This is a genomic window from Mesorhizobium sp. Mes31 (assembly GCF_024519675.1).
Lineage (GTDB): Bacteria > Pseudomonadota > Alphaproteobacteria > Rhizobiales > Rhizobiaceae > Mesorhizobium.
The window spans coordinates 108,916-135,806 of record NZ_JALJRL010000012.1 but is presented as its reverse complement, the minus strand read 5'-3'; the positions used below and the strand labels follow the sequence as shown (position 1 = coordinate 135,806).

Below are 26,891 nucleotides of genomic sequence, written 5' to 3'. Positions count from 1 at the left end.
TTGTGCGCCGGAGCCTTTCTAAATCGATTGGAATTGGACAAAACGGCGCGTTGACATGCGCCCGGACTTTTCCGAAAAGGGGCGCAGAGAGATGCTGATGTGGTTCTTGAGGGGTTTCGGGATGAGTTCCGCCGGCGGGCAGTGCAGGCGCTTTGCCTTCGCCATGCCGCTCCTGACGCTCGCCGTGGGCCTGTCGGCAATGGCCGTGGCCTCGCCAGCCCGCGCCGATTTCCGCGTCTGCAACGCCACGCAGAATCTCGTCGGTGTCGGCATCGGCTACCGCGCCAAGGCCGGCTGGATCACCGAGGGCTGGTGGCACATCGAAGGATCGAGCTGCAAGACGCTGATCGAAGGGCCGCTGTCATCAAGGTTTTACTATCTGTATGCAGAAGACGCCGAGCGCGGCGGACGCTGGGACGGCCCGATCAACATGTGCGTGGCTGAAAAAGAGTTCAAGATCGCCGGCGTAACCGACTGCGTCGCCCGGGGCTTCCAGCGCGCCGGATTCCAGGAATATGACACGGGCGAACAGGCAAGCTGGATGGTCCAGCTGACCGATGAGCCCGCAACGGGAGGCGCTCCAGCCGCCCCGGGAACAAACAGTCAATGAGACGCAGCCGCAAGGTCAAGATCCTCGCCACCATCGGTCCGGCCTCTTCTTCGGAGGAGATGCTGAAGAAGCTGTTCGAAGCGGGCGCCGATGTGTTCCGCATCAACATGAGCCACACCGACCACGAGCTGATGCGCACGCTGGTCGGGCGCATCCGCGCCGTAGAGGAAGCGGTTGGCCGGCCGATCGGCATCCTGGCCGACCTGCAAGGACCCAAGCTGCGCGTCGGCAAGTTCGCCAATGGCAAGGAAGTGCTGACCGTCGGCCAGACCTTCACGCTCGACGACAATCCCGAGCCAGGCACATCGACCAGGGTGTATCTGCCGCATCCGGAAATCCTGAGCTCGGTCGAGCCCGGCCACCGCCTGCTGATCGACGACGGCAAGCTCGAGCTGAAGGCGGTGAAAAGCGACGGCAAGTCGATCGTCTGCACCGTCATTGCCGGCACCACGATCTCCGACAAGAAGGGTGTCAGCCTGCCCGACACCGACCTGCCGGTCGGCGCGCTGACCGAGAAGGACCGCAAGGACCTCGATGCAGTGCTCGCCACCGGCGTCGACTGGGTGGCGCTGTCGTTCGTGCAGCGGCCTGAAGATCTGGCCGAAGCGCGCAAGATCGCGCGCGGCCGGGCGCTGATCATGGCCAAGATCGAGAAGCCGCAGGCTGTTGCACGGCTGGCCGAGATTATCGAACTATCCGACGCGCTAATGGTCGCCCGTGGCGATCTTGGTGTCGAGATGCCACTCGAGGCCGTGCCCGGCATCCAGAAGCAGATCACGCGCGCCGCGCGCCGTGCCGGCAAGCCGGTGGTGGTTGCCACGCAGATGCTGGAATCGATGATCACCGCGGCGGTGCCGACCCGCGCCGAGGTCTCCGACGTCTCGATCGCCGTCTTCGAAGGCGCCGACGCCATCATGCTGTCGGCGGAATCGGCGGCGGGTGCCTACCCGGTCGAGGCGGTGGCGATGATGAACCGCATTGCCACCAAGGTCGAAACCGACCCGACCTATGCCGGCATCATCAACGCGCAGCGCTCCGAGCCGGAAGCGACCGGCGCAGACGCCATTTCGCTGGCTGCCCGCGAAATCGCCGAGACGCTTAAACTGGCGGCGATCATCACCTACACGGCGTCCGGCAACACCGGCCTGCGCGCCGCCCGCGAGCGGCCGCAAGTGCCGATCATCGCGCTGTCGCCGATCGTCAACACGGCGCGTCGACTGTCGCTGTTGTGGGGTACTCATTGCGTCGTGTCGCCCGATGCCATCGATCTCGACGACATGGTCGATCGTGCCTGCCGCATTGCCCTGGAAGAAGAGTTCGGCAAGCCGGGCGACCGCGTCATCATCACCGCCGGCGTGCCGCTGAGGACGCCGGGTTCGACCAACATGCTGCGCATCGCCTATGTCGGATCGGATGGGCAGAGGAGCCGGTAGTTTAGGCGCCACCGGTGTGGCCGCTCAGGTCGGCGCGAGCTCGGCTTCGGGCACTTTGATGTCGGCGCATTTGCCGTCATCATAGGCGTCGTTGGCGATCCTCGCCTCGACGGCCTTCGCCATTGCCCGCAGATCAACTGTCTTGCCGGCGACCCTCTCGATGGCGCCGACGACGAGGTCGGGCGCAATCCAGTCCGGCTTGTGGCCAAGATTATGCACCCAGACGAGCTCGGCGCCTGAAATATCGCGCTCGAGGCCGATCGAATGGATATGCGCATAGACGACCTTGTCGCGGTCGCCAGAGATGACCACCGTTGGCGCCTTGATCTCGGTGTAGTGCGGTGCGGCGCCAAGAGCATAGCGATAGAGCCCGGCGACATCAGTGGCGTTGTCGCGGAAGGCCGACGGCCGCAGCACCAGCGGGATCGACGCGGCGGCGAGATAATTCTCCGGCGCCTTGTTGGGTGAGAAGACGCAGGTCGTGGCATCCGCCATCCGCAGCGCTCCGGCCGGATAGGCCAGCGTCTCGGAAAACAACCAGCCGAGGACCGGAATGGTCGTCAGGTCGTAGTACCAGGAGGTAGCGCCGCCCGGCCAGGGATGGGTCGCCGGCGCCAGGAAGACCAGCCCAAGCGTCTTGTCGGGATGCTCACGGCCAAGGGCCGTGGTCACCGCGCCGCCGAAGGAATGGCCGACGATGACAGCCTTCTTGATGCCGAGACGGTCCATCAGCGCGGCGATGGTGTTGGCCTGGGCCGACGGATCCTCGTTGTTGCCCTGGCCGCGCTCCGACCAGCCAAAACCCGGCCGGTCGAAGAACAGCATTTCGGCGCGGCCTTCGAGCAGTGGCCGCAGCGGCAGCATCTGATCCCTGAGATTGGCGCTGGCGCCATGGACGAAGACGATCGGCGGCAGGTCCGCATTGGCAGGCGCCGGAACATGGACATAGTGGATGCGCGCGCCACCGATGTCGGCAAATTCGCCGATCGGCGGATTGCGTCGCTCGATCAGCCAGGAGCCGGCGCGGGTGACGCCGACGAGGCCGAAGACAAGCGCCATCAGGAAGGCGAGCAGGGCGTAGATCAGGTTCATGCGGGGAGATACGGGGGTGGAGGGGGATAAGTTCTGGAGTAATGCAGTAGGCAGTAGGGCGTGTGTGTTCCGTAGTGCGATCTGCACCTACTGCCCAATCCCTGCTTCCTATGCCCTTAGCGCAATCAAATGCCTTCGCCGGCGAGCTCCTCCGAAAGCGTGGCGACCTGGTCCTGGGCGCTGCGCAGCATCGGATAGATGGCCAGCACCTTCTGCCAGGCCTCGAGCGCCGATTGCTTGTGGCCGGTCAGCGCCATGATCTGCGCCAGGCCGGACAGCGCGCCGAAATGGCGCGGCTCGAGCTGCAGCGTATGGTCGATGTCGGACATCGACTTGCCGTAGTTCTTCATCATGAAATGCACGGTGGCGCGCCGGTTCCAGCCTTCGGCGTAGGTCGGCTGCAAGGTCACCACCTGATCGAGGAAATCGAGCGCGACGTCGAACTTCTGGTTCTCTATGGCCTTCTGCGACCATTGCATCATCAGGTCGATCGAGGCGCTGCCGGACTGGAACCATTCGCTCCAGATGTTGCCGGCAATGCGCTCGGCCGCCTTTTCGTTGCGCTCGCGCTTCAAGTCGCTGAACAGTTGATCGAGACGGGCTTGCTTCGTCGTTGCCACTGGTGGCGCGTCGGGGGCGGCCTGCGGCGCGACCGCGTCATCCGACCGTGCCGGCAAGCAAATGGCGCCGGATAGAAGCAGGCTTGTGAAAAATGCAAAAAGAATCCGCATCGCCGGACTCTAGTCCCGGACGGCGGAACGTCAAACTGAATTTGGCGTGAAACGACCGGCGGGGCCGGCGACAAGCATCAGTGGGCGGAGGCAACAAGCCTCCGGCCGAAAACTCAGCCCTGGCGTGCCTTGTAGCGCGGGGCGGTCTTGTTGATGATGTAGACGCGGCCCTTGCGGCGAACCAGCTGGTTGTCGCGATGACGCGCCTTCAGCGCCTTGAGCGAATTCTTGATCTTCATGGTCTTGCCTGTCGGTGTGGACCCGGTCCGGGTCGAAATTTTAAGGCGCGCCAGAAGACGCGCCTTTGAACTGTGGGTGGCTCATAAACGAGGAGCCTTGTCCGTGTCAACCGCAAGCATGCTCCATAGGCGGGTGTGAACCATCCCTGTCATCAAATTCCGCCATCGATGCCCTGCGGCATTGCGTGGCCAGAGCCCGGCTGGGATGATGCGGCCGCCGTGACGTGATTTGGGGGTGATTATGCGCCGAATTTTCCTGTCTGCCTGCCTTGTCCTGCTGGCGGGAGCTTGGGCTGCCCGTGCCCAGGAGTGCGACCGCGGCGACGACAGCCAGCAGATGATGAACATCTGCGCCGCCGAGGATTATCAGGCAGCCGACGCCAAGCTCAACCAGGCCTATCAGGATCTGATCAGCTCCGATGATGCCGATGACAAGAAGTTGCTGCAGGTGGCGCAACGCGCATGGATCAGTTTCCGCGACGCCGAGTGCGCGCACTCCACCGCGGCCAGCAGCGGTGGCTCGATCCATGCGATGGAGGTCTCGCAATGCCTGACCAGGCTGACCAACGACCGTATCAAGCAGCTTGCCGCAGCGGCCAACTGCCAGGAAGGCGATGCGAGTTGCGCCAGCCCCGACGAGGACGACGTCCAGTAGGTTGCCGGCCTCTCTCTTGCTCTGACGCAATTCCGGATGGAAAACCGCTTCACGCTTTTCTTGGAAATGCCTAATGGCGGCGGCTGATCCGGGTGAAATGGCCCATCTTGCGGCCTGGTCGCGCCTCGGCCTTGCCGTAGAGATGCAGCATCAGATCGGGCTCGGCGAGCAGCTCGGCAACGCGCAGCACGTCATCGCCGATCAGGTTCTCCATCACGCAATCGGAATGACGCCGGGGATCTCCCAGCGGCAGGCCGGCGACGGCACGGACGTGCTGCTCGAACTGCGAGACGATGCAGGCGGCCTCCGTCCAGTGGCCGGAATTGTGCACGCGCGGCGCGATCTCGTTGGCCAGCAGCGAGCCGTCGGCGAGCACGAAGAACTCGACGCCGATGACGCCGACATAGTCCAGCGCCGACAGTATCCTGGCCGCCGCCGTCCGGGCCGCCGCCGCCGTCTCGGGTTTTATGCCGGCCGGCAAGGTCGATGTGTGGAGAATGCCGTTACGATGGACATTCTCGGCCGGATCGTAGCTGGCGACGGCGCCGTCCAGCCCACGCGCCGCGATCACCGAAATCTCGCGCTCGAAGGGCACGAAGCTCTCAAGAATCAGCGGCACATTGCCCATCGCCTCGCAGGTGCCGGCAAAGCCGCCCGCTTCCATGTTGCGGAAGACGCGCTGGCCCTTGCCGTCATAGCCCATGCGCCGTGTCTTGAGGATGCCGCTGCCGCCAAATGCCTTCAGTGCCGCGGTCAGATCGTCGTCATTGTCGACTGGGCGGAAATCGGCGGTGGCAATGCCGATGCCATTGAGGAACGTCTTCTCGGTGACGCGATCCTGCGCCACTTCCAGCGCTCGCGCCGGCGGATAGACCGAAGCCTTGTCCGCAAGCGCGCTGGCGGCCGCGACCGGTACGTTCTCGAATTCGTAGGTGATGACGGAGCTCGCCGCCGCCAGTTCGGCAAGTGCCGCCGGGTCGTCATAGGCAGCCGTTATCTGCCGGTTGGCGACCTGTGCCGCCGGGCAATCCGGTTGCGGCTCGAGCACCACCGTGCGGTAGCCGAGGCGGGCGGCTGATATCGCCAGCATGCGGCCGAGCTGGCCGCCGCCTATGATGCCGATGGTCGATCCGGCGGGCAGGCTCACGGCGTATCCGTCGGTTCGGTGGCGACCTTGGCGGTCTGCGCGGCGCGCCAGGCATCCAGGCGCGCGGCAAGCTTGTCGTCGTGGAGCGCCAGCACGGCGGCGGCGAGAAGTGCCGCGTTGGTCGCGCCGGCCTTGCCGATGGCCAGCGTTCCAACCGGAATGCCGGCCGGCATCTGAACGATGGACAGCAGTGAATCCTGGCCGGAGAGCGCCTTCGATTCCACCGGCACGCCGAACACCGGCAGTGGCGTCATCGCCGCCGTCATGCCGGGCAGATGCGCGGCACCGCCGGCACCGGCGATGATCACCTGGTAGCCGGCAGCCTTGGCGCCCTTGGCGAAATCATAGAGCCGGTCGGGCGTGCGATGCGCGGAGACGATCAGCCGCCTGTGCGGGATGCCCAGCGCCTCCAGGGTTTCGGCGGCGTGGCGCATGGTCGCCCAGTCGGATTGGCTGCCCATGATGATGGCGACGTCGGCGCGTTGATCGTCCAAGTCCGTGCTCCCCGGCGACAAAGGCGCGCCTTAGCGGAATTTGGCAGCGACGGCAAGGATAGGCGGGCATTGCCGCTGTCCGGCAGATGGAAACCAGCCCATTAGATGCCTTGACGCTCGGCCTCGGGTGTCGAGACCAGCAGGGCCGAAGCGGCGTTGGCGGCGGTCACCGCCACCCGCATGGCGTCTCCACCGGCGAGCCCTGCGGCCAGCGCGCCGACGAATTCATCGCCCGCGCCATGCGTGCTGACAAGCTTGACCGGGACGGCTGGCAGCGCGAAGGCCGCGCCGGTCCGTTCGCAGCAGGCGACGCCTTCGCCACCCGCCGTGACGATCGCGACCGGGCAGAGATCGACGAGCCGCCGCGCCGCTTGCGCGGCGCCGTCGAGCGTCTCGACCACCGCCACGCCGGCCAGGAATTCCGCCTCGATGGCATTGACGACGAGGATGTCGACCAGCGCGAGAAAGTCGTCGGAGAGTTTGCGGGCGGGTGCGGCGTTGAACACGACGCGGCCACCCTTTGCCTTCACCGCGCGTGCGGCCGCAATGTTCGCGGCCTCCGGCACCTCGTTCTGCAGCAGCAGCACCGCTGTGCGTGCAACCACATCGGAAGCGGCCGTGACGTCAGCCTCGCCGAGCGTGAGATTGCTGCCCGAAACGATCACCGCGCCATAGTCGCCGCCTGCGTCGAAGATCGCCACGCTCATGCCGGAGCCGGTACCCGAAGCCACCCGCACGAAGCGGCGGTCGACGCCGGCGCGATCGAGATTGGCCAGCAATGCCCGCCCGAAATCATCGTCGCCGACGGCGCCGATCATCGCCGCGCTTACGCCGGCCCGCGCCGCCGAGACGGCCTGGTTGCCGCCCTTGCCGCCGCATTTCGGGTGCCAGGCATGGCCAGTCACCGTCTCGCCCTTGCGCGGTCGGTCGGGGGCATCGACCATGATGTCGTAATGCAGGCTGCCGAACACGGTGACCAGCGGCGTCGTTGGCAGCGTCATGAGCCCCGGTCTTTTCGTTTCGATGTCACCGCCGACATGGTGCGGCCGAGATTGCGCTCCGCCGCCTGGTAGTCGCGCTGCGCCACCGCCACGAACAGCGCGTCGAGGATGTTGAGCTGGGCGATGCGCGCCGCAGCGTTCTCGCCCATCAATGGCGAGCCCTGCGCGGTCGAACACAGCACGATGTCGGCGATCTGGGCCAGCGGCGAGTTGTCGTAATTGGTGATGGCCAGCGTGCGGGCACCGTTCTTGCGGGCCAACTGAATGGCGTCGATGACGGCCGACGTGTTGCCCGAATGCGAGAAGCCGACGGCAATGTCGTCCGCGCCGAGCAGCGAGGCCGACATCAGCATCATGTGCGAGTCATCGTAGACCGATGCGCGGATGCCGATGCGCAGGAATTTGTGCGAGACGTCGCGCGCGATCTGCGCCGAACCGCCGACGCCGTAGAAGTCACGATTCTTCGCACGGAAAAGCAGTTCGGCGGCGCGGTCGAAATCCTCGATATCGAGGATGGCGAGCGTCTCTTCCAGAGCCTGTATCGAGGTGCGGAACACTTTTTGCACGATCTCGGCCGAGCTGTCGTCGGACGACAGTTCCTGGTGCATCTCGGCGGTCGGCAGGCGACTGTATTCGTAGACGGCGGTGCGAAAGTCGCGATAGCCGGAGAAGCCGAGCTTCTTGGCAATCTTGACCACCATCGCTTCGGACACGCCGGATTCCTCGGCGATCTGCTTCAGTGGGATGCTCTCGTCGAAGCCGCGCCGGCCGAAGACGGTCTCCACCACCTTCGCCTCCAGCGGGGTGAGATGGGGCATCATCATGCGGATGCGCGGTCCTACCGCTTTCAGGTCCAGCCCGCTCAAGGTCATCCACGCCCCCTCGTCACGCGTCCGGCCCGAGCATGATTTCCTGGATGATGGCCTGCGACGTCACGGCGTCCTGGCTGTTGATGGCGGCAGACAGGCGGTTGTCGCTGTCGATCCGGTCGACAACGCGCAGCATGCGCTTGACGGTGGCGATGTTGACTTCGCACTCATGCACCGGGTCGAGCCCGGTCATGTCCGGAAAGGTGTCGAAATAGATGGCACCGGCGTAACCGTCGCGGCGGATCTGCCTGAGCAGTTCGATGGTCTGCAGCGTGTGCACGGCGCCGACCATCAGGCCGTCATCGCGCTTGGCGTAGCCGTCGTTGAGGTGCACGCCGAGCAGCTTGCTGTGGCGCGCCACCAGGGCGGCGGCAAAGGCCGGCTGCTCGTCGGCGTAGAGCACATGCGCGAAGTCGAGGGTGACGCCGAGATTGGGCAGGCCGACATCGCGGATCGCCAAGAGGGTCGTCGCCGCGTCCGGCATCAGGCTGTAGGATCGCGGTTCGTTCGGTTTGTACTCCAAGCTGATCTGGCAGTCGGGGTCATGTGCCGCAACTTCACGAATCCCGTCGATTTCGTGTTGCCAGAGCGTCGCATAGTCGACCTGGAAAGCGTAGTCGAAGCCGTCTTGGCCAAGCCACAGCGTCATCAGGCTGGCGCCCGCCTCGCGCACGGCATCGATGCCGGCCTTGGTCATGTCGATGGCTTCGCGGCGAACCGCCGGATCAGGATTGGTGAAGGCGCCCAGCTTGAAGGCCGGATTGGAATAGTAGCGCATGGCGAAGCCATTGATGGAAAGGCCGAGATCGCCAAGCTTGCGGGCAATTTCGGCGGGGTTTTCGCCGACATGGTCAGGGAAATTGAGATCGAGATCGGTCAGCCCGGCAACCTTGGCGGCGCGCGCCGCCATCTGCATGAGCGACGGCTTGCCGGCGAGGCCGGGCCATTCGGCCTGTGGCCGCGAGGCAAAGGAATTCAGGCGCGTGGCGAAGCGATTGGCTGTCATGGGTGACCCTTCAGCTGTTACAGCTTCACATAAATACAAAAATTTGTAAAGTTTCTATTTTGAAGGCTATGAACAATCGCAGACTGCCGTTGCGACCGGCGCTGAGCCAAGCACAGGCATGCCGGCAATTTCCTAGCCGGCGTCTTAGGCTGGAGTCGGCGGTGCGATCAGTAACCGGGCAGGGCCGTGCTTACACCGCCGCCTTGCGGAAGCGGGCGACGAAGTCGTCGAGTTCGGGCCGCTCCATGTCGGAGATCGCCCAGTAGGAGAAGGCGCCGTCGCTCCAATGCACCATCGAGAAGCCGCCCGACGAAAGATCTTCCGGCGCGGTGGTGCTGCCGCCCTGCTGCGGTTCGGCGACCAGCGTGATCAGGTGCTCGCGGTGACGGTAGACCAGTGCCGGCACCGGCCGATCGGCGATCACCTCGACGCGGCCGCCGATCAGTGCGTAGCCGTCCTGCGCAAGGTCGGGCGCCGGCGGCGAAACGCCGATCCGGGCGTCGAGCCATGGCTTGACCGTATGGCGGTCGGACGAGACGATGTCGATCGGGCTGGCGGCAAGCAGGCTGCGGCGATGGCCGCTTGCGACCGCTGCGGCAAAGCCGTCGGACGCGCTGTTGAACATCACCCATTGCGTCGCCCCGCTGGCCAGCACCGCGCTGATCATGATCGACGCGGCCATGGCCCGCCAGTCGAACGAGCCGAAGCGACGCGCCCTTGGCAGCGCCCGCGCCTGAGAGGGCCGTGTTCCGGCTTCTCGCCTTTGGCCTCCGCCAGCGCCCGCAATCAATCCCGGCAGCGCCGACGGCGCGCCTCGCTGCTCCTCGTCCTGCGCCTGCCGTTCCCTGGACGCCATGCCGATCGCCGCGATGCGGGCGCGAAAGGCATCGCTGACATCGGGGCGCGGCAAGCGGGTAACCGCCGCCCGCAAGGCGACGATGCGGGCATGTTCGTCGGCAAGCCGCGGGTCGGCGGCAATGCGCCGCTCCACTGCAAGTGCGGCCGCCGCGTCGAGTTCGCCATCTACCAGAGCGTGGATCATCAGCGTGATGCCTTCGGGATCATTGGGCAGTCCGTCGTCATGGCTGGTCATGGCGTTCTCCCCAGTTCAGACGCAAGCAGGCCGCGGGCCCGTGCCAGCCTGGACATCACCGTGCCGATCGGCACACCAAGCATGGCCGATATTTCGCGGTAGCTGAGGCCGTTGATGTCGCGCAGCACCAGCGTCTCGCGAAACGGCTGCGGCAGTGCCGCGATCGCCGCTTCCAGTGCCGCCGTATCCGCCCTGGCGATCAGGGTCGCCTCCGGGCCGTCCTCGTCCGGCAGGCTGGTGCCGTGTGCCGCCGCCATGTCGTCGAGATCGCCGAGGTCGCCGACAGCCATGATGCCGCGCGGCCGGTTGCGCGACATCCAGGTGTAGGAGGTGTTGCGCACGATGGTCAGCAGCCAGGCGCGGGCATTGCCGCCGGCATAGCCTGATATGCCGGCATGCGCCTTGATGCAGGCATCCTGCACGACATCCTCCGCGTCGGCGGCATTGCCGGTCAGCCAGCGGGCAAGCGACAGCGCGTCGCCGAGATGCGGCAGCACCACTTCATTGAAGCGCTCGGCCAAGGCCTTCTCGCTCAAAGCAGCACCATGATCCGATACTCCGGGCAGGATTTGCCACGCCCCTTCAGGGAGCGACGGTGATCTTGCCCTGCCTGTGCGGGCGAACCCCGCAGAAACAGGCAAAGTCGCCTGCTGTGGTGAAGGTGAATTCATCTGTGTCACCGGTGTCAAGCGCTGTGGCAGGGAAGGGCGCTGTGGCAGGGAAGGGCGCTGTGGCAGCGAAGGGCGCCATGGAGGAAGGACTGGCGACGATCATGCCCTTCAGCGCATGACGACGGCTGGTGCCGCGGCCATGTTCGCCGTCGTCCTCGCAATGATGGGGCATGTCGGTCTCCTCAACGCCTGCAGTGGCGTATGTCGAGGAGACCCGGGACGGCGTTGGTTTATTCCCGCCGCGTGCAAATTCGCCTGTTCACAGTCGCGTGATCGGTCATTTCAGGTCAGTAGTCCGCTTGATGCTCAGTCCGGCCAGCGCAACGCGCCGGACGAATCCTTGCGGACAGGCTTCATCGCGTCCGCGGGACGGTCCTTCGCGGTCAAAATGGCGCGCAGCCGTTCGGCGACGATCTCCGCCTCGCCGGGGTGAAGATTGCACGGGTCGAGGAAGAAATGGCCGCGCTCCACCTCGTGGTTGCGCACGATGATGGGTGGCGAACCCGCCGCGAGGGCCGAGGTCAGACCTGCCGCCGTGAACCGGCTCTCGGGCGACACGAAGATCTGCAGGCGGTCGAGCGGATTGGCGGTCGGGTCCGGAATAATCTTCGCAAAGATACCCGGCAGTCCCTGCAGCGCGTCCTTCCACAAATTGAGCGCTGCCTCTTCGCGTCGGCGGATGCCGGCATGGTCGCGCTTTTCCCAGGCTTCCAGCGCCGCCATGGTGCCGGCGATGCTTTCCTTGCCGACCTTCATGGCACGCGCGACGCCGCGGTTCTGCAGATAGGCGGCGCGTACAAGGTCCTTGCGCCCGGTGACGATGCCGCTGGTCGGTCCCGAGAGGAATTTGTGGCCGCTGTAGATGACGATGTCGGCGCCGCGCGCCAGGAAACCGCGCAGATCATACTCGGACGCCGCGTCGACGATCACCGGAACGTCTTTGGCGTGGCAGATCTCGCAGAATTCCTCGAGCGACAACATGCCGTACTGCACGGTGTGGTGGGCGACGACGTAGAGGCCGGCTGCGGTGCGGTCGTTGATCGCTTCGCGCACATGATAGTCCTGCGTCACGCTGACCGTCCCGGCGGGCATCACCTTGGCGCCGGCGACGCGTACCGACTGATCGATCGGGGCGCCGTAATTGACGATGTGGCCAAGCTGGATGACGACCTCCGACTTGAGGTCGCCCGTGTCATCGGGCAGACGCTCGATGGCGAGCAGGTTGGTTCCGGTCATCGCGCCGGCTATGGCCATGGTGATGCCGCTGGCGCAGCAGGCGGTGATGAAGCCGGCCTCGCCACCGGTGAGGCGCGCGACGACCGTGCTTGCCGCACGCTGCAGATCGTCCATCTCCACCCATTGCGAGGCCATTTCGGCCATGGCGCTGATCGCTTCGGGGACGATGATCGACGCGCCGAGCGCGGTCATCGTGCCGGAGACGTTGATGATCGGGCGAAGACCGAGCCGTTCGCGGATTGTCGAGTTGGAGCCGCCGGCGGAAGTGGTTTTCATTTCTGTTGATCCCATTGAGGAGAAGTCAGGCGTCGATCTCGACGACCGCCTCGATTTCGACTGTGATGTTTCCGGGCAAGGAGCCGACGCCGATCGCCGAGCGTGCATGCCCGCCGATGCTGTCGAAGACGTCGGCGAAGAGGTCAGAACAGCCATTGACCACCTTCGGATGATCGCTGAAGGTCGGTATCGCGTTGACGAAGCCGAGCAGCTTGACGATGCGCACGATGCGGCCGAGGTCGCCAGCGGCCGCATGCATGACCGCGAGCAGATTGAGGCCGGTGAGGCGGGCATGGCCGTAGGCCTCCTCGACCGTGACGTCTTCTCCCACCTTGCCGGTGAAGAGCGTGCCGTCGGCCCGCAGCGGCCCCTGGCCGGACAGGAAGATCAACCGTCCGCTTTCGGCGTGGGTGACGAAGTTGGCGATGGGCGTCGGCGGTTCGGGCAGCGTCAGGCCCAACTCGGCGAGCCGGATGTAAGGCGTCATGAATAGGCTCCTTGCGACAGCTTTCGCCGTCTGGTGTCAGAAATGCGAGGCGCGGAAGCGCGCCAGGAAGGTGCGGAGGCGCTCATTGTCGGTGTCCGCCGCCAGAATTTCGGCGGGTGGGCCGGCCGCACTGACGCCGCCGTCGGCCATGAAGACGATGCGGCTCGAAGCATCGCGGGCAAAGGCCATCTCATGCGTGACCATCACCATCGTCATGCCATCCTCGGCCAGGCTGCGCACGACCTCGAGCACCTCGCCGACCAGCTCGGGGTCGAGCGCGGAGGTTATCTCGTCCAGAAGCAGGATCTTCGGTCCCATCGCCACGGCCCGGGCGATGCCGACCCGCTGCTGCTGGCCACCGGAGAGTTCGGCGGGAAGGCTGTCGGCCTTGTGGGCAAGGCCAACCCGGCCGAGCCAGTGTTCGGCGATAGTGCGCGCTTCCGCGCTGCTCTTGCCGCGCACCTTGGTGAGGCCGAGCATGATGTTGCCAGCCGCTGTCAGATGCGGAAAGAGGTTGAAGCTCTGGAACACCATGCCGGTCTCGGCGCGCATGGCGGCGAGGTCGCGTTCGCTGCGGCGCAGCCGGGTCCCGGTTTCGCGAAAGCCGACCTCCTTGCCGTCGATGCGGATGGAACCGCTGTCGTAGCTTTCGAGGAAGTTGACGCAACGCAGCAGCGTGGTCTTGCCGCTGCCCGAGGGGCCAATGACAGTCACCACTTCGCCGCGCGCCACCTGCAGGCTGACCGAGCGCAGCACTTCGACGGCGCCGAAGGACTTGGAAACATTGACGACGTCGAGAAGGGCCGGGGTGTCGTTCTTGGAGCTGGTGGACATCGTGCTATTCCCGGATGAAGGAGAAGCGCTTCTCGAGCCGCCGGCTGGCGAGCGAGAGCGCGTAGTTGACGGCGAAGTAGATGAGCGCGCCGAGAATGTAGAGTGGCATGGCCTCGTAGGTGCGGCCGATGACCTGGTTAATGGCCTGCATCAGGTCGGTGATGCCGAGCAATGACACCAGCGCGCTGCCCTTGACCGCATCGGTAACGCCGTTGATCCAGGGCGGCAGGAACCGCCTGAACGCCTGTGGGAAGATGACGTAGGCGAGGCGCTGGCGAAAGGTCAGTCCGATCGCCATTGCCGCTTCGGATTGCCCCTTCGGAATGGAACCGACCGCCCCCCTGAGGTATTCGATGACCTGTGCCGTCTTGAACAGGGTGAGCGCCAGCACGGCGGCCCAGAAGGACGGCAGATGAAGCCCGACGGCAGGCAGGCCGTAATAGACAAAGAAGATCAGCACCAGGATCGGTATGCCGCGGATGGTGTCGCTGAAGATGCGCACCGCCCAACGCAGCGGGGCGGGACCATAGACCAGGCCGACGCCCATGATCACGCCGGCGACCAGCGAGAACACCACGACCAGCAGTGATACCCACAGCGTCAGGGCAAGACCCTGGGCGAGGAAAGGCAAGGCATAGGCGATCTGGCCAATCATCTAGTGCGCCGCCCTGAACCAGCGTTCGAGAAGCCGCAGCGCATAGAGAAGCGCATAGCCCGTGAGCAGGTACATCGCCGTTACCACGAGATAGACCTCGACGATCCGGAACGTGTTGAAGTTGATCCACTGGGCGCCGTAAGTCAGTTCGGGCACCGAAATCACCGACGCCACGGACGTATCCTTGAAAAGCGAGATGAACGTGTTGGAAAGCGCAGGCAGCGTTATGCGCAGCATCGTCGGCAGGCGCACATGCAGCAACCTTTGCCAGGGTGTCAGGCCGATCGCCTTGCCGGCATCGATCTGGCCGCGCGGCACGGCTTCCAGCCCGGACCGAAACACCTCGACCAGATAGGCGCCGCTATAGAGCGCCAGCGTCGCGACGAACGAGGTCTGGGCGCTGTAGGCGATATCGACCACCGTCGGCAGGCCGTAAAAGACGAGGTAGACGAGCAGGATCAGCGGCACGTTGCGGATGAATTCCACATAGGCGGCGATAATCGTTCGCACCACACGCCCTGCCGAAACGTACCAGACCGCCAGAACCAGCCCGATGACGATGCCGATAGCGATGGAGATGACGGCGAGCTCGAGACTGAGCAGCAGTCCGCCCCAGAGCTTGTCGAAATGCCGCCAGATCAGGTTGAAATTGAGGGCATAGCCCATGCGTCCGCCTCAGTGCCGAGGGCCGTCGGGAGGCGGAAGGGCGCTGGATACGCCCTTCCGCCCGTTGCAGATCAGATGGCCGGGAAGCCGGGGTGGCGCGCTGGCGGCTCCTGCCCGAAATAGTCCTTGAACGCCGCGTCGTAGAGGGCGTTTTCGTGACCGAACATGGCGATGGTGAAGGTCGCGTTGACGAAGGTCAGCCAGTCAAGGTCGCCTTGCCGGAGTGCCGCGCCATAAAGCATGCTCAGCCAGCTCTTGCCGGCGTCGAAGTATTTGTCCGGATTGCGCGAGGCGAGCCAGCGCACCGTGGACAGATCGACGGCGGCGGCGTCGACGCGCTTGGATTCCAGCGCCTGCAGCACGTTGGCCTGGGTATCGATCTGCATGACTTGGCACTCGGGCAGGACCGAATGCACCTGCGCCTCGGCATCGACATTCTGCAGGATGGAGACGCGCGTTGCCGAGCCCGCCGCGAGCAGCTTGTCGAAGGTCTTGTTCTCGGCGGTCGGAAGGCTCAGCAGGGCGACGCCCTCGACATAATAAGGCCGGGAAAAATTGACCAGCTGCGAGCGCTGCGCGCTCATGGTCATGAACTGGATGGTGATGTCGACCTTGTTGGTGGTCACGTTCGGAATGCGCTGCGCGGGGTCCTGCATGACGAATTCGACCTTGGTCGGATCGTCGAAAAGCCCCTTGGCAAGAATGCGTCCCATGGTGATGTCCATGCCGACGAGTTCGCCAGCGTCGTTCTCGAAGTGCCAGGGCGCGTTGGTGCTGCCGGTGCCGACGATCAGCTTGCCGCGGTCGAGCACCGTGCGCAGCAGGCTGTCGGGTGCTGCCTGGGCAGCGGCCTTCTGAGCATCGACGGTAGCCAGCACGCCGGCCGTGGCCAGACCTGCCATTCCCAATTTCAGAAAATCACGTCTTCCGGATGTGTCGTTCACGGCGACCTCCTTTCGTGTTGTGTTCCCCTATGCACAGACAATACACGCGTCGGTGGACTTCAGAGCGATTGTCTCTTACAAGAGACGTTTGTATCCTGTACAAGACAGATACTAACATCAGGAATCGACAATGCAAGATGGCAGTGCCTTGGCAGTTTCGGTTGGCCAGAGAACGGGAGGCTCCCGTGAAAAGGGCCTCAACCGGGTGCTCGAGATTCTGGAGTTTCTTCACGTGACGCAGCGTGCGATCGGCATTGGCGACCTTGCCAAGGGGGTGAATGCACCCCGTTCGACGACCTACACGGTCGTGCGTTCGCTGGTCGAGGCCGGCTTGCTGGAGATGGCTGGCGACGGCAATCGCGTCTACTTCGGCAAGAAGCTCTACCTCTATGGAATGGATTATGTGCGAGGTAACGACCTGCTGAGGCGAGGGCGTCAGGAGGTCGACCATCTTTCGCGCGAAACCGGCGAAACCTCGGAACTGTGCATGCTGCAGAGCGGCCGCTACACGATCGTCCATTCGAGTCCGGGAACTAGACCCTTCCGTATCAGTTCGGCCACCGGCCTGCAGATACCGCTGCCCTGGACCGCCTCGGGCCGGCTGCTGCTGGCGGGCCTGGAAAGGGTTGATATCGAGGCCATGGTGTCGGAAGACGATCTCACGCTGCCCGACGGTCGCCGACTGCTGTTGGATGACTTCATCACCGATATAGCGACCGCCCGGGCGACCGGCTATTGCGTCACATCCGGCCTGGTCGATGCCTATACAAAATGCCTGGCCGTTCCGGTGTTTTCCGCGCCGGGCAGGGTTGAGGCGACGATGTGCCTGGTGGTTCCCATCGACACGTCAGAGGAACGGACCGGCAATCTCCTGGGCCTGCTGCGCGACCGCGCGGCCAGACTTTCGATCGGCGGATAGGTCAGTGGCGAGAAGCGACCGGGCGTTGCCGCTCACGCGATGATGTCGGGAATGATCTTATCTTCCAGCGCCATCAGCCGGTCCTTGAGGACCAGCTTCTTCTTCTTCATGCGCTGGATCTGGAGCGGGTCGCAATTCGTGGCGATCATCGCGTTGATCGCCGCGTCGAAATCGGCGTGTTCCTGCTTCAGCCGGGAAAATTCGAGGCGAATATCGGCCTGTTCCTGATCGGACATTCTCTACCGTCTGCACGTCTGCGGCGCCCAAAAATGGGCCTGATTTGGGCGGGGCCGGCAACTTCTGCCACCGGCGCGCAGCCCATATCACATTTCACATTGTCGTGGAATGCTACCACGCAGCATTCGACATCGATGTCGGATGGTGGCACAGTGTCATGGTGCCGTCACAGAAGCGAGCCTGCGGTGGACGCGCCTTTGGCGGTTGCAATCGAGGAAACCATGAAAGGGAGAACCAATCATGTCTCTTGCTTCCCATCTTGATGAGTTGCAGCGGAAACACGGCGACATCGAACGTGAAATCGATGACGCGATGAACCACCCGTCGGTGGACGACCTCGAAATCGTGAATCTCAAGCGACGCAAGCTGGCACTCAAGGACGAGATTGAAAAACTGAGGGCGCAACCAACCACGCATTGATGCCCTTCTGACATAGCCGCTCACCATCCGCGGCCTCTCTTGCCGGCGGCGACTGCCGCCGGTGTGGTGGTTTTTGATTTTCAGCACTGGCCACGATCCGAGTTGGACCTCCGTTCAGCTCCATTTGCGTTTCGGCCCTCGCAAGGTCCACGGATTGTTTCTGATCCCCGGCGACAGGCCAATTGCGGCCAGTGGCGACCTGTCGCCATTGACAAGCCATCTTTGCTCATCCACCTCATGCCGAACTTTAGCGCATCGGCCCGGGGCGCATTTTGTGCGTCCAGGTGGGCGCACAGCGCTCCAGAGACAAAAGGCTGCCGGCATGACCGGATATTTTTCCTTTCCCTTCCCTCGCCGCACGTCGGTCGGCGTCGATGTCGGCGGCGTGGTCGTCGGCGGCGGCGCGCCTGTCGTCGTGCAGTCGATGACCAACACCGACACCGCCGATGTCGACCAGACGGTCGCGCAAGTCGCGGCGCTGCACCGCGCCGGGTCCGAGATCGTGCGCATCACCGTCGATCGCGACGAGAGCGCGGCCGCCGTGCCGCGCATCCACGAAAGGCTGGCGCGGCTCGGCATCAACGTGCCGCTGGTCGGCGATTTCCATTATATCGGCCACAAGCTCTTGGCCGACCATCCGGCCTGCGCCGAGGCGCTGGCCAAATATCGCATCAACCCCGGCAATGTCGGCTTCAAGGACAAGAAGGACCGGCAGTTCGCGGCGATCGTCGAGATGGCGATCAAATACGACAAGCCGGTGCGCATCGGCGTCAACTGGGGCTCGCTCGACCAGGAGCTGCTGACCCGGCTGATGGACGACAACCAGGCGCAGGGTTTTCCGCTGACCGCGCAGGAAGTGACCCGCGAGGCGATCGTGCAATCGGCGATCCTGTCGGCGGAGATGGCGGAAGAGATCGGCCTTGGCCGCGAGAAAATCATCCTGTCGGCCAAGGTCAGTGGCGTGCAGGACCTGATCGCCGTCTATACCGAGCTCGCCACCCGCTCCGACCATGCGCTGCATCTCGGCCTCACCGAAGCCGGCATGGGGTCGAAAGGCATCGTGGCTTCGTCCGCCGCGATGGGCATTCTGCTGCAGCAAGGCATCGGCGACACCATCCGCATCTCGCTGACGCCGGAGCCGAATGGCGACCGCACGCGCGAGGTGCAGGTGTCGCAGGAGCTGCTGCAGACCATGGGGTTCAGGCAGTTCGTGCCGATCGTCGCCGCTTGTCCAGGTTGCGGCCGCACGACCTCCACCGTGTTCCAGGAACTCGCCCAGAACATCCAGGCCGATCTCAGGAAGAACATGCCGGTGTGGCGCGAGAAATATCCCGGCGTCGAGAACCTCAAGGTCGCGGTGATGGGTTGCATCGTCAACGGTCCGGGCGAGTCCAAGCATGCCGACATCGGCATTTCGTTGCCCGGCACCGGCGAGACGCCGACGGCGCCCGTCTTCGTCGACGGCAAGAAGGCGGCGACGCTGCGCGGGCCATCGATCGCGGCGGATTTCGAGAAAATGGTCACCGACTATATCGAGCAACGGTTTGGTCGCGGCAAGGCCGCGGCCGAATGAGCCCATGCGGAAACTCTACTCCGGCGGCCACCTGAAGGCGTCTTCTGCGCTTCCGGTGCTCACGGACCAAATGTCCGCTGCGCTCCGGTTCTCGAAGCCACCATCATGTGGCGCGCCGGAGCGACTTTCGGCACGGGCTCAGCGCGCGATGCAGCGTTTCCTCAGGGCGACGCCGGTTCTGCTTTGCGCGCTGGTGTGCTCCACAGCTGTCCAGGCCGATCCGCCGCAATCGGCCAGGCAGAGGCTCATCGACAGGATCTGCAACCTGATTCAGGCTCATGCCGACCAGAACGGCCTGCCGCGGGATTTTTTTGCCCGCCTGATCTGGAAGGAAAGCCGTTTCGATCCCGACGCCGTCAGTCCGGTTGGCGCCGAGGGCATCGCCCAGTTCATGCCGGGGACCGCCAAGATGCGCGGCCTCGCCAATTCCTTCGACATCAACCAGGCGATCCCGGCGTCGGCGAAATACCTCGCCGAAATGAAAACCAGCTACGGCAATCTCGGCCTGGCGGCCGCCGCCTACAATGCTGGCGAAAGCCGAGTGTCGCGCTGGCTGGGCTCCGGCGGCTTCCTGCCGATGGAGACCGAGAGCTATGTTTTCGACGTCATGGGCGAGCCGGTCGACAACTTCACCGACCGGGCCCATGCCGGAAAGGTCGAGCCGCTCGACGCAAAGGCGGATTTTGCCGTGGCTTGCCGCAAGCTGCCGGTGATCATGTCGCAAACCGTGGCGATGGCTTCGATCAACATAAAACCGTGGGGCATCCAGGTGGCCGGCAACTTCCGCCGCAGTGCCGCGATCAGCCAGTGGCTGCGGGTGAGAGGCCGGTTTCCGGCTCTGCTTGGCGGGCATGATCCGGTGGTCAGCCGGGTGCGCACGCCGATCGGCCGGCGCGGCATCTACGCGGTCAGGATCGGTGTCGACGACCGCGCCGCCGCCAATGTCATCTGCCAGAAACTGCAAAGCGTCGGCGGGGCGTGCGTGGTGGTGCGCAACCGGTGAGGCCAAACCAACAAGCCCGCAGTCGCATCCAGCAAGAATTTCGGTTATAGGCGCCCGCCATGACCGACAGACTCTACAGCGACCCCGATCTCGTCCAGTTCTACGATATCGAGAACGAAGGCGGCGACGATTTCAATTATTGTCTTGGATTCGCCGGCAACGCCCGCTCGGTCCTTGACCTCGGCTGCGGCACCGGTCAGCTGGCCGCGGCGCTCGGCGACGGGCGCAGCGTCACCGGCGTCGATCCGGCATCGCCGATGCTCGATGTCGGGCGCGGCAGGCCTGGTGGAGACAAGGTCGATTGGGTCGAGGGCGACGCGCGAACCGTACGGCTCGGGCGACGCTTCGATCTGGTGCTGCTGACCGGGCATGCCTTCCAGGTTTTCCTGACAGCGAACGATCAAGCGTCGGTGCTGCGCACCATCGCTATTCATCTTGCTCCGGGCGGACGCTTCATTTTCGACACCCGAAATCCCGCCGTCGCGGAATGGCGCGAATGGACGCCACAGCGCTCCGAACGGAAAGTGGCGCATCCCCGTCTCGGCACCGTCAAGGCCTGGAATGATGTGGAACACGATGCCGCCACTGGCGTCGTCGCCTATTCGACCTTTTATGAAATTCCAGGCGGCGGATCGGTTCTGGGCGCTGAATCGAAGATCGCTTTCCCGACAAAGGAGGATCTTGCCGTAATGCTGGATGAAGCCGGTCTGCTCGCGGAGCAATGGCTCGGCGGCTGGCAGGGCGAACCTTATGTCGCCAACTCGCCGGAAATCATCCCGATCGGCCGGCTGCGCTGATCCACCGGCCGGGCGGGAACCACCTTAAGGCGCATCGAGAGACCGCTTTAAGTCTGTTCTTACGCAAGTCGTTGTCCCAAACCTGTTGCGCACTTTTGGGCGACATGCGCTACGCCGTCTTGGCCTCCACCGTCTCGCTGAGCCAGGTGCCGATCTTGGTGCCGAGGCGGTCGGGCGAAACTGGTTTCGGCAGGTAGTCGTCCATGCCAGCCTCGATGCACTTGTCGCGATCACCCTTCAGCGCATGCGCGGTGACGCCGATGATCGGTATGTGCGTGCCCGTCGAGGCTTCGATCGCCCGGATGGCGCGGGTCGCCTCGTAACCGTTCATCTCCGGCATCGAGATGTCCATCAGGATCAACTTGGGGCGAAGCGCCCGGTACATCTCGACCGCCGTGCGGCCGTTGCCGGCGATGCGATAGCTGAGGCCCAGTCCATTGAGGATCTGGCCGAACACCAGCTGGTTCACGTCATTGTCCTCGGCAATGAGGATATCGATCGGGCCGTTCGGCGTGGCTGTCGATGCCGGTGCCGTCGCGGCCCGTATTGCAGGGCCGCGGATCACGGTGAAGGCGGGCGGTGGCGCCTGTGGAAGCGGCGGGACCGGTTCGCGGACGAACTGCGCCTTGCCAACCTGCGAACGGGCCTTCTGGACGACCGAAATGACGGTGCCGAGCAGGACGGCGGAGCGCGCCGGCTTGGTCAGGTGCGCGGCAATGCCGAAGTCGAGGATCATCTTGCCGAAATCGACCTGGTCGACCGAGGTCAGCAGCACCACCGGAATCGAGGACAGCCGGCTGTCGGCGGCAATGGCCCTGGCGACATCGGCGCCGTTCATGCCCGGCATCTGGTAGTCGAGGATGACGCAGTCGACAGCGGCTCCCAGCTGGCAGGCGCGATCGAGGAAGGCCAGGCCCACGGCGCCGCTTTCGGCGGCGGCACAATCGAAGCTCCAGCTCCGGAGCTGTTCGAGCAGGATTTCGCGGTTGACCGGATTGTCGTCGATGACCAGCACGCGCGCGCCGGTGACGTCGACCGGCACGATTTCATCGCGCGCGGCGGCATGATGCGCGGGCAGCGGCACGGCGAACCAGAACACGGAGCCGCGACCAATCTCGCTCTCGACGCCGATCTTTCCGGCCATCAGATCGACGAGGCGGGCGGCGATGGCGAGGCCGAGGCCGGTGCCTTCGTGGCGGCGGGTTGATGAACCGTCGACCTGGGCGAATTTCTCGAAAACGTTCTGCAGTTTCTCGGCCGGTATGCCGATGCCGGTGTCCTCGACGCGGACCTTGAGCTGGACGACATCTTTGACGATCTCGCCGCCGACATCGATCAGCACATGACCCTTTTCGGTGAACTTCACCGCATTGCCGAGCAGGTTGGTGACGATCTGCCGGAACCGTCCGGCGTCGCCGACGACATAGGCCGGCAGGCGCGGGTCGACACGCACGATCAGTTCGAGGTTCTTTTCGGCGACGCGCGCCGATACCAGCGTCGCCACATCCTCGACCGCCTCGGCGAGACGGAAGGGAGCGGGGTCGAGGGTAAGCTGGCCGGCATTGATCTTCGAGAAATCGAGGATGTCGTTGATGATGGTGAGCAACGCATTGCCGGATTTGACGATGACTTCGGTGAAAGTCTTCTGGCGCGGGGTCAGGTCGGTCTTGGCCAGCAATTCGGCCATGCCGAGCACTCCGTTCATCGGCGTGCGGATTTCGTGGCTCATATTGGCGAGGAATTCCGACTTGGCACGGTCGGCGGCCTCGGCCTTGAACAGGGATTCGGCGGATTCGGCAAAGGCACGGCGGATTGCCGATTCCATGGGGCGGAAAATCCAGAAGGCGACGATGGCAAGGGCTGCGAACAGGATGCCGCTCGCCCAAAGCAGCAGCCTGTCGCTGGAGGCATCAGCCAAATGACGCTCATCGTCCATGGCGGTGCGGACGCGCACCAGCATGGGCTGGGCAAACAGGTCGTTCTGGTTGCGGATTTCGCGATAGCTCCATTCATCGACCTTCTGCGCCATCGACATCAGGTTGAAGTTGCGCACCATGTCGCGCGGCGACCAGAACAGATCACCGTTGACGGAAGCGGATTCGAGCTCGTTGATGGTCTTGCGTGAAAGGCGCGGCTTTATCGCTGCAAGCTGCGCGGTCAGCGTCTCGATTTCGCCGGTCAGCCGCTCCGAATGGCCGCGCGCCGATGAGGTCAGGGCATCGCGTGTCTCGGCCCGCCAGGCGGTACCGGTCGTTTCGGCAAAGCTGGTCGCGTTGCGCAGATCACGGGTGAAGGCGACGAGATTGCTGCTCAGCGCGTCGATGTCATGGCGAAAGGAATTGACGCGATCGAGCGCAATCATGATGACGGCCGAGGCCAGCGCGAAGATCAGCAATCCTGAAATATAGCGCATCCGGACCGACCGGATGAAGGACGAATATTCCGGCATGCGCAACCCCAACACATACGCAACATTTTAATGGCCGGGATTACGCTTCATTTACATTAAAATTTCGTTCGTGCGAACCGGCATATCAATGGTGGATAGCCGAAGCTGATGCTTACGCAAGATGCTCTGAATTGCCTGGGCGTCAAAAGCGGACCCTAACGCGCGGCCCGTAAATCTGGCCGTAAACTTTGTCTGATCGAGGCAGGGCGGATTGGGGTCACCGCTTGCCGCTAGCCAACTTCGCTGCACTGGGCAAGCGCCGCAAGGCGAGCATGGCGGTGGCACCGACGAGCGGCCCGGGCACTAGCATCAGGAACGCCCAGCGCCAGCCGCCAAGAAGGGTCGCGACATGCGGCAGCAGCCAGATCGCCAGAACGGTCAAGGCAAAGCCAAGCCCCAGCTGGACCGACAGCGCCGTGCCGACAAAACGCCGGTCGCCAAGTTCCGTCACCGCCGCCGAGAACTGCGCGGAATCACCGATGACGGAAATGCCCCAGATGACCGCGATCAGTGCGAACAGCCAGAGCGGTCCGTCGAAGACAAAGCCGATCGTCAGTGCACAGAGGCCGGACACGATCATCATCGCGGCCGTGGTCAGACTGCGGCCGAAGCGGTCGGACAGCACGCCGCCGAGCAGGCAGCCGCCGACGCCGGCGGCGATGGCGCAGAACGTGAGCAGCGACGCCAGGAAAGGGGAGGCCTGTTGCTGTGTCTCGAGGGCCGCGCGGGTATAGGCCAGCAGCCACGCCCACATGGCATAGAGTTCCCACATGTGGCCGAGATAGCCGATGTTGACCAGCACCAGCGGCCTGTCGCGGACGATCGCGCCGATCTGGCGAGGATCGAAGACCGCCTTGCCGAACGGATGCGGTCCTTCGCTGGCAAAAAACCAGAAGATCCCGGCCCCGATGAGGGTCGTCACGCTCGCGGTTGCGACCACCAGTTGCCAGTCGAGCGTACCGGCGAGTGCCCGGAACAGATGCGGCAGCGAAGAGCCCAGCGTCAGCGCACCTATAACGGCGCCGAGCGCCGCTCCCCTGCCTCTTATGAACCAGGTCGAGACCAGCTTTAGCGCCGGCGGATAAACGCCGGCCAGTGCTACGCCGGTGAGAATGCGGGCGGCGACGAGGCCGATCGGCCCGGGCTGCAACAGCAGGCAGGCGTTGGCGGCGGCGGCAAGCAGGGCGGAGACCGCCATCAGCCGGTTCAGCCGGACCACGTCAGGCAGGTTGACGAGGCTCGAGACAAGCGCGCCGACAACGAAGCCGATCTGCACGCCATTGGTCAGCCAGGCCTCGATCGTGCCCGAGAGCTGCCACGCCGCCTTCAGCTCGGGCGTAATCGCGGTCGCTGAAAACCAGGTGGTCAGCGACAGCATCACGGCGAGGCAGAGTAGGCCGAGCACGCTCCAGCGATGCGTATCCTCGACGACGACGGCCTCGGGCGCGATATCAGAACTCAGCTGGAGCGCCATGACCAACGACTTAGCCGCGAGCCAGCGGCACGGTGAACACCGTCGCGGTGCCGGCCAGGCAGACATCGCCGGCCTCGTTGCGCACGGAGGTCTCGATCTTGCAGATCGGCTTGTCGGGCCGCACCTCCTTGATCTCGACGCGGCCCGTGATCATTTCGTCGACGCCGACCGCCTTGACGAATTTCCAGGCGACTTCGAGAAACACGGTTCCGGGGCCGGGTAGATCCTCGGCCACCACTGCATTGAGGATGCCGGAAGTGACGCCGCCCTGGACGATCAGCTTGCCGAACACGGACGCCTCGGCCAGCGCCTTGTCGTAGTGCAGCGGGTTGCGGTCGCCGGTGATTTCGGTGAAGGCCTCGATGTCCTCGAGGCGCGTGCGCCGCGAACGCTCGGCGAAAGCGCCGACTTGCGGCCGCCCCTTGACGACGCCGGTCCAGCCATCCTTCGTCTCTGTGCTCATGATCGTCTCCCATTCCGGTTGGTTTGCGTGGTTGAGCCGGCCAAAGCCGGCGGTTTGAAATCGGGCAGCAGGCGGTCGCGTCGGCCGGGGGCGACCTGGCTTTGGCAGAAACGGCCGGTGGTCGTTGAAATCATCTGATCGATACGATCCCATCATGGTTCGGCCCGGACCTAGTTCGCCCCGACGGCATGATGGCTGGCGGCTGCCACCCGACCGGCGGGATACGGCGGACGGGCATCTCCCACGCGGCCAGTCTCTCAAATTCAACCTTCATCACGCTGCTGAACTGCCGGTGCCTGTTCTCGATGTCGAGAAGCGTCCAGTCGAACGAGGCGATGGCGTCGGTGGAGTCGAGAATTGGCCCGGCGATAAGATCGCGTTCGCGTTCATAGGCCGCGAAAGCTTGAGCCGATCCATCCAGGATCGCCCGTGCCAGACTTTCGCTGTCACGCAGCGCATCGGAAATACCGTGCGAGGTGATCGGGTCGCGGAAGAACCCGGCATCACCGACAAGCGCCCAGCCCTGACCATACGCCTGGCGTAGGAAGCCCGGCACGCCGCGGAACACACGCGTACGTCCGTCGCTCGCACTATTGTCATGCGCCCTCTCGGCCCGCGCGGCCAGCCCAGGAGAAAGCGCGCGCAGGGTAGTCATGCGGGCGCCTTCGTGGCTACCGCGAAAGCGTTCGTCGAACTGTTCTGTGGGCACCGAAGCCACGATGCAGGCGAGGCCATCATTGGTCGGGATGAATGAGCCGCTCATGCCGTCGCGAAAATACCAATGATAGCTGCTCTCCGGCTCTGCCGGCACGTAGGCGTAGAGATGGGCGGCCGAGACTTGGCCGCGGCGGAGCGTCTGGGCGCCACAGTGCTTCGCCACCAGCGAGCCAATCCCGTCCGCGCCGATGACGATGTCGGTTGTGACCGTAAAATGCATTCCATCAGAGGTGCGGATCCGAACGCCGCGCATCCTGCCGTCAGCGCCGCTGACAAGATCGGCAACGGTCGTGTCGTGGAGCACCTCTGCGCCGGCCTCGCGAGCTGCATCGACCAGCGTCCTATCCAGCAACGTGCGCCTCGGCGCTATCAGGCCGGGCAGCTGCGGGCTCGCGCGCAGAGGTATGGTGATTTCCTCATCGCCATAGTGGAACGCGGTCGCGGTTATCAGGGGCGTGCCGGCGTCCAGCAGCCTCTGCAGCAGGCCCCAACGGGACAGCTGGAGGACCGCCGGACGCATTAGTGCGTGCGTCGAAAGCGTATCCGATCCATAAGCCCTGCGGTCGAGCGCAAGGATTCGCAGCCCGGCTCGTGCAAGCAACATGGCGGTCGAGGCCCCAGCACAGCGAGCGCCGACGATGATGGCGTCGTAGTGGGAATAGGCTGGGTTGCAGCGCATCTTGGTGTCCTTTCGGAGTGG

The 26,891-nt window shown here is 64.3% G+C and carries 30 protein-coding genes; 8 read left to right on the top strand and 22 right to left on the bottom strand.

Annotated elements, in window-relative coordinates:
- Positions 1-121 precede the first annotated feature (121 nt).
- Both NR193_RS21085 and pyk read left to right on the top strand, forming a co-directional pair.
- Entirely contained in the window at positions 122-610 is a 489-nt protein-coding gene (locus NR193_RS21085) for a DUF1036 domain-containing protein (protein WP_375162724.1), read from the top strand.
- The gene (gene pyk, locus NR193_RS21080; RefSeq protein ID WP_256752689.1) at positions 607-2,043 is read left to right on the top strand and encodes a pyruvate kinase; all 1,437 of its coding nucleotides are present in this window, start codon (positions 607-609) and stop codon (positions 2,041-2,043) included. The genes NR193_RS21085 and pyk overlap by 4 nt, the downstream gene beginning before the upstream one ends.
- Positions 2,044-2,067: 24 nt before the next feature.
- On the opposite strand, the gene NR193_RS21075 is transcribed toward pyk, so the two are convergent.
- The 3 genes from NR193_RS21075 to ykgO form a co-directional block, all read right to left on the bottom strand.
- Positions 2,068-3,135, bottom strand: coding sequence for an alpha/beta fold hydrolase (locus NR193_RS21075; protein ID WP_256752688.1), 1,068 nt, complete (start codon positions 3,133-3,135; stop codon positions 2,068-2,070).
- Positions 3,136-3,260: 125 nt separating this feature from the next.
- Positions 3,261-3,866 carry a hypothetical protein gene (locus tag NR193_RS21070; RefSeq protein ID WP_256752687.1) on the bottom strand — a complete coding sequence of 202 codons (606 nt, stop codon included), beginning with the start codon at positions 3,864-3,866 and terminating at the stop codon, positions 3,261-3,263.
- Between the two features lie 113 nt (positions 3,867-3,979).
- Positions 3,980-4,105, bottom strand: coding sequence for a type B 50S ribosomal protein L36 (ykgO, locus tag NR193_RS21065; RefSeq protein ID WP_006327841.1), 126 nt, complete (start codon positions 4,103-4,105; stop codon positions 3,980-3,982).
- A 241-nt stretch (positions 4,106-4,346) separates the two neighbouring features.
- On the opposite strand from ykgO, the gene NR193_RS21060 reads away from it, so the two are divergent.
- Positions 4,347-4,760 carry a lysozyme inhibitor LprI family protein gene (locus NR193_RS21060; protein ID WP_256752686.1) on the top strand — a complete coding sequence of 138 codons (414 nt, stop codon included), beginning with the start codon at positions 4,347-4,349 and terminating at the stop codon, positions 4,758-4,760.
- 70 nt (positions 4,761-4,830) lie between these two features.
- Here NR193_RS21060 and NR193_RS21055 read toward each other — a convergent pair whose 3' ends face one another.
- The 14 genes from NR193_RS21055 to NR193_RS20990 all read right to left on the bottom strand — a co-directional run bounded on the left by NR193_RS21055 (position 4,831) and on the right by NR193_RS20990 (position 16,097).
- Positions 4,831-5,907, bottom strand: coding sequence for a 5-(carboxyamino)imidazole ribonucleotide synthase (locus NR193_RS21055; RefSeq protein WP_256752685.1), 1,077 nt, complete (start codon positions 5,905-5,907; stop codon positions 4,831-4,833).
- The gene (purE, locus tag NR193_RS21050; protein ID WP_256752684.1) at positions 5,904-6,401 is read right to left on the bottom strand and encodes a 5-(carboxyamino)imidazole ribonucleotide mutase; all 498 of its coding nucleotides are present in this window, start codon (positions 6,399-6,401) and stop codon (positions 5,904-5,906) included. Before purE ends, NR193_RS21055 begins: the two co-directional genes overlap by 4 nt.
- Before the next feature lie 101 nt (positions 6,402-6,502).
- Positions 6,503-7,402: a ribokinase gene (locus tag NR193_RS21045; protein WP_256752683.1), complete on the bottom strand. Its 900-nt coding sequence runs from the start codon at positions 7,400-7,402 to the stop codon at positions 6,503-6,505.
- A complete protein-coding gene (locus NR193_RS21040) occupies positions 7,399-8,274 on the bottom strand; it encodes a MurR/RpiR family transcriptional regulator (protein ID WP_256752682.1) in 876 nt (291 codons plus the stop codon). The genes NR193_RS21045 and NR193_RS21040 overlap by 4 nt, the downstream gene beginning before the upstream one ends.
- A gap of 13 nt (positions 8,275-8,287) precedes the next feature.
- Positions 8,288-9,277, bottom strand: a complete 990-nt coding sequence (locus NR193_RS21035; protein WP_256752681.1) for a sugar phosphate isomerase/epimerase — start codon at positions 9,275-9,277, stop codon at positions 8,288-8,290.
- Positions 9,278-9,467: 190 nt separating this feature from the next.
- Positions 9,468-10,370: an anti-sigma factor gene (locus NR193_RS21030; protein WP_256752680.1), complete on the bottom strand. Its 903-nt coding sequence runs from the start codon at positions 10,368-10,370 to the stop codon at positions 9,468-9,470.
- Entirely contained in the window at positions 10,367-10,906 is a 540-nt protein-coding gene (locus tag NR193_RS21025) for a sigma-70 family RNA polymerase sigma factor (protein ID WP_256752679.1), read from the bottom strand. The genes NR193_RS21030 and NR193_RS21025 overlap by 4 nt, the downstream gene beginning before the upstream one ends.
- Before the next feature lie 46 nt (positions 10,907-10,952).
- Positions 10,953-11,213 (bottom strand): hypothetical protein, encoded by a 261-nt coding sequence (locus NR193_RS21020; RefSeq protein ID WP_256752678.1) that lies wholly within the window; start codon positions 11,211-11,213, stop codon positions 10,953-10,955.
- 134 nt (positions 11,214-11,347) lie between these two features.
- The gene (locus NR193_RS21015; RefSeq protein ID WP_256752677.1) at positions 11,348-12,553 is read right to left on the bottom strand and encodes an aminotransferase class V-fold PLP-dependent enzyme; all 1,206 of its coding nucleotides are present in this window, start codon (positions 12,551-12,553) and stop codon (positions 11,348-11,350) included.
- Between the two features lie 25 nt (positions 12,554-12,578).
- The gene (locus NR193_RS21010) at positions 12,579-13,040 is read right to left on the bottom strand and encodes a RidA family protein (RefSeq protein WP_256752676.1); all 462 of its coding nucleotides are present in this window, start codon (positions 13,038-13,040) and stop codon (positions 12,579-12,581) included.
- Positions 13,041-13,076: 36 nt separating this feature from the next.
- Positions 13,077-13,874 carry an amino acid ABC transporter ATP-binding protein gene (locus tag NR193_RS21005; protein WP_256752675.1) on the bottom strand — a complete coding sequence of 266 codons (798 nt, stop codon included), beginning with the start codon at positions 13,872-13,874 and terminating at the stop codon, positions 13,077-13,079.
- A gap of 4 nt (positions 13,875-13,878) precedes the next feature.
- Positions 13,879-14,529, bottom strand: coding sequence for an amino acid ABC transporter permease (locus NR193_RS21000; RefSeq protein WP_256752674.1), 651 nt, complete (start codon positions 14,527-14,529; stop codon positions 13,879-13,881).
- Positions 14,530-15,195, bottom strand: coding sequence for an amino acid ABC transporter permease (locus NR193_RS20995; RefSeq protein ID WP_091578687.1), 666 nt, complete (start codon positions 15,193-15,195; stop codon positions 14,530-14,532). It abuts the gene before it with no gap.
- Positions 15,196-15,266: 71 nt separating this feature from the next.
- Entirely contained in the window at positions 15,267-16,097 is an 831-nt protein-coding gene (locus tag NR193_RS20990; RefSeq protein WP_256752673.1) for a transporter substrate-binding domain-containing protein, read from the bottom strand.
- Between the two features lie 172 nt (positions 16,098-16,269).
- Here NR193_RS20990 and NR193_RS20985 point away from each other — a divergent pair, with 172 nt between their 5' ends.
- Positions 16,270-17,058 (top strand): IclR family transcriptional regulator, encoded by a 789-nt coding sequence (locus NR193_RS20985; protein WP_256752672.1) that lies wholly within the window; start codon positions 16,270-16,272, stop codon positions 17,056-17,058.
- Between the two features lie 32 nt (positions 17,059-17,090).
- On the opposite strand, the gene NR193_RS20980 is transcribed toward NR193_RS20985, so the two are convergent.
- Positions 17,091-17,294, bottom strand: coding sequence for a YdcH family protein (locus tag NR193_RS20980; protein ID WP_091578683.1), 204 nt, complete (start codon positions 17,292-17,294; stop codon positions 17,091-17,093).
- A gap of 241 nt (positions 17,295-17,535) precedes the next feature.
- On the opposite strand from NR193_RS20980, the gene NR193_RS20975 reads away from it, so the two are divergent.
- From NR193_RS20975 to NR193_RS20960, 4 genes are all read left to right on the top strand, one after another.
- Complete coding sequence (locus NR193_RS20975; RefSeq protein ID WP_027023510.1) at positions 17,536-17,715, top strand: YdcH family protein; 180 nt, start codon at positions 17,536-17,538, stop codon at positions 17,713-17,715.
- Between the two features lie 322 nt (positions 17,716-18,037).
- On the top strand, positions 18,038-19,288 hold the full coding sequence (ispG, locus tag NR193_RS20970) for a flavodoxin-dependent (E)-4-hydroxy-3-methylbut-2-enyl-diphosphate synthase (protein ID WP_091578931.1): 1,251 nt from the start codon (positions 18,038-18,040) through the stop codon (positions 19,286-19,288).
- Positions 19,289-19,436: 148 nt separating this feature from the next.
- Positions 19,437-20,291 (top strand): lytic transglycosylase domain-containing protein, encoded by an 855-nt coding sequence (locus tag NR193_RS20965; protein WP_256752671.1) that lies wholly within the window; start codon positions 19,437-19,439, stop codon positions 20,289-20,291.
- Positions 20,292-20,350: 59 nt separating this feature from the next.
- Positions 20,351-21,088: a trans-aconitate 2-methyltransferase gene (locus NR193_RS20960; protein WP_256752670.1), complete on the top strand. Its 738-nt coding sequence runs from the start codon at positions 20,351-20,353 to the stop codon at positions 21,086-21,088.
- A gap of 109 nt (positions 21,089-21,197) precedes the next feature.
- On the opposite strand, the gene NR193_RS20955 is transcribed toward NR193_RS20960, so the two are convergent.
- The 4 genes from NR193_RS20955 to NR193_RS20940 form a co-directional block, all read right to left on the bottom strand.
- The gene (locus tag NR193_RS20955; protein WP_256752669.1) at positions 21,198-23,537 is read right to left on the bottom strand and encodes a response regulator; all 2,340 of its coding nucleotides are present in this window, start codon (positions 23,535-23,537) and stop codon (positions 21,198-21,200) included.
- A 217-nt stretch (positions 23,538-23,754) separates the two neighbouring features.
- Positions 23,755-25,011 carry a nitrate/nitrite transporter gene (locus NR193_RS20950; protein WP_256752668.1) on the bottom strand — a complete coding sequence of 419 codons (1,257 nt, stop codon included), beginning with the start codon at positions 25,009-25,011 and terminating at the stop codon, positions 23,755-23,757.
- A 10-nt stretch (positions 25,012-25,021) separates the two neighbouring features.
- Positions 25,022-25,474: a MaoC family dehydratase gene (locus NR193_RS20945; RefSeq protein WP_256752667.1), complete on the bottom strand. Its 453-nt coding sequence runs from the start codon at positions 25,472-25,474 to the stop codon at positions 25,022-25,024.
- A gap of 130 nt (positions 25,475-25,604) precedes the next feature.
- Positions 25,605-26,870: an NAD(P)/FAD-dependent oxidoreductase gene (locus tag NR193_RS20940; RefSeq protein WP_256752666.1), complete on the bottom strand. Its 1,266-nt coding sequence runs from the start codon at positions 26,868-26,870 to the stop codon at positions 25,605-25,607.
- Positions 26,871-26,891 lie beyond the last annotated feature (21 nt).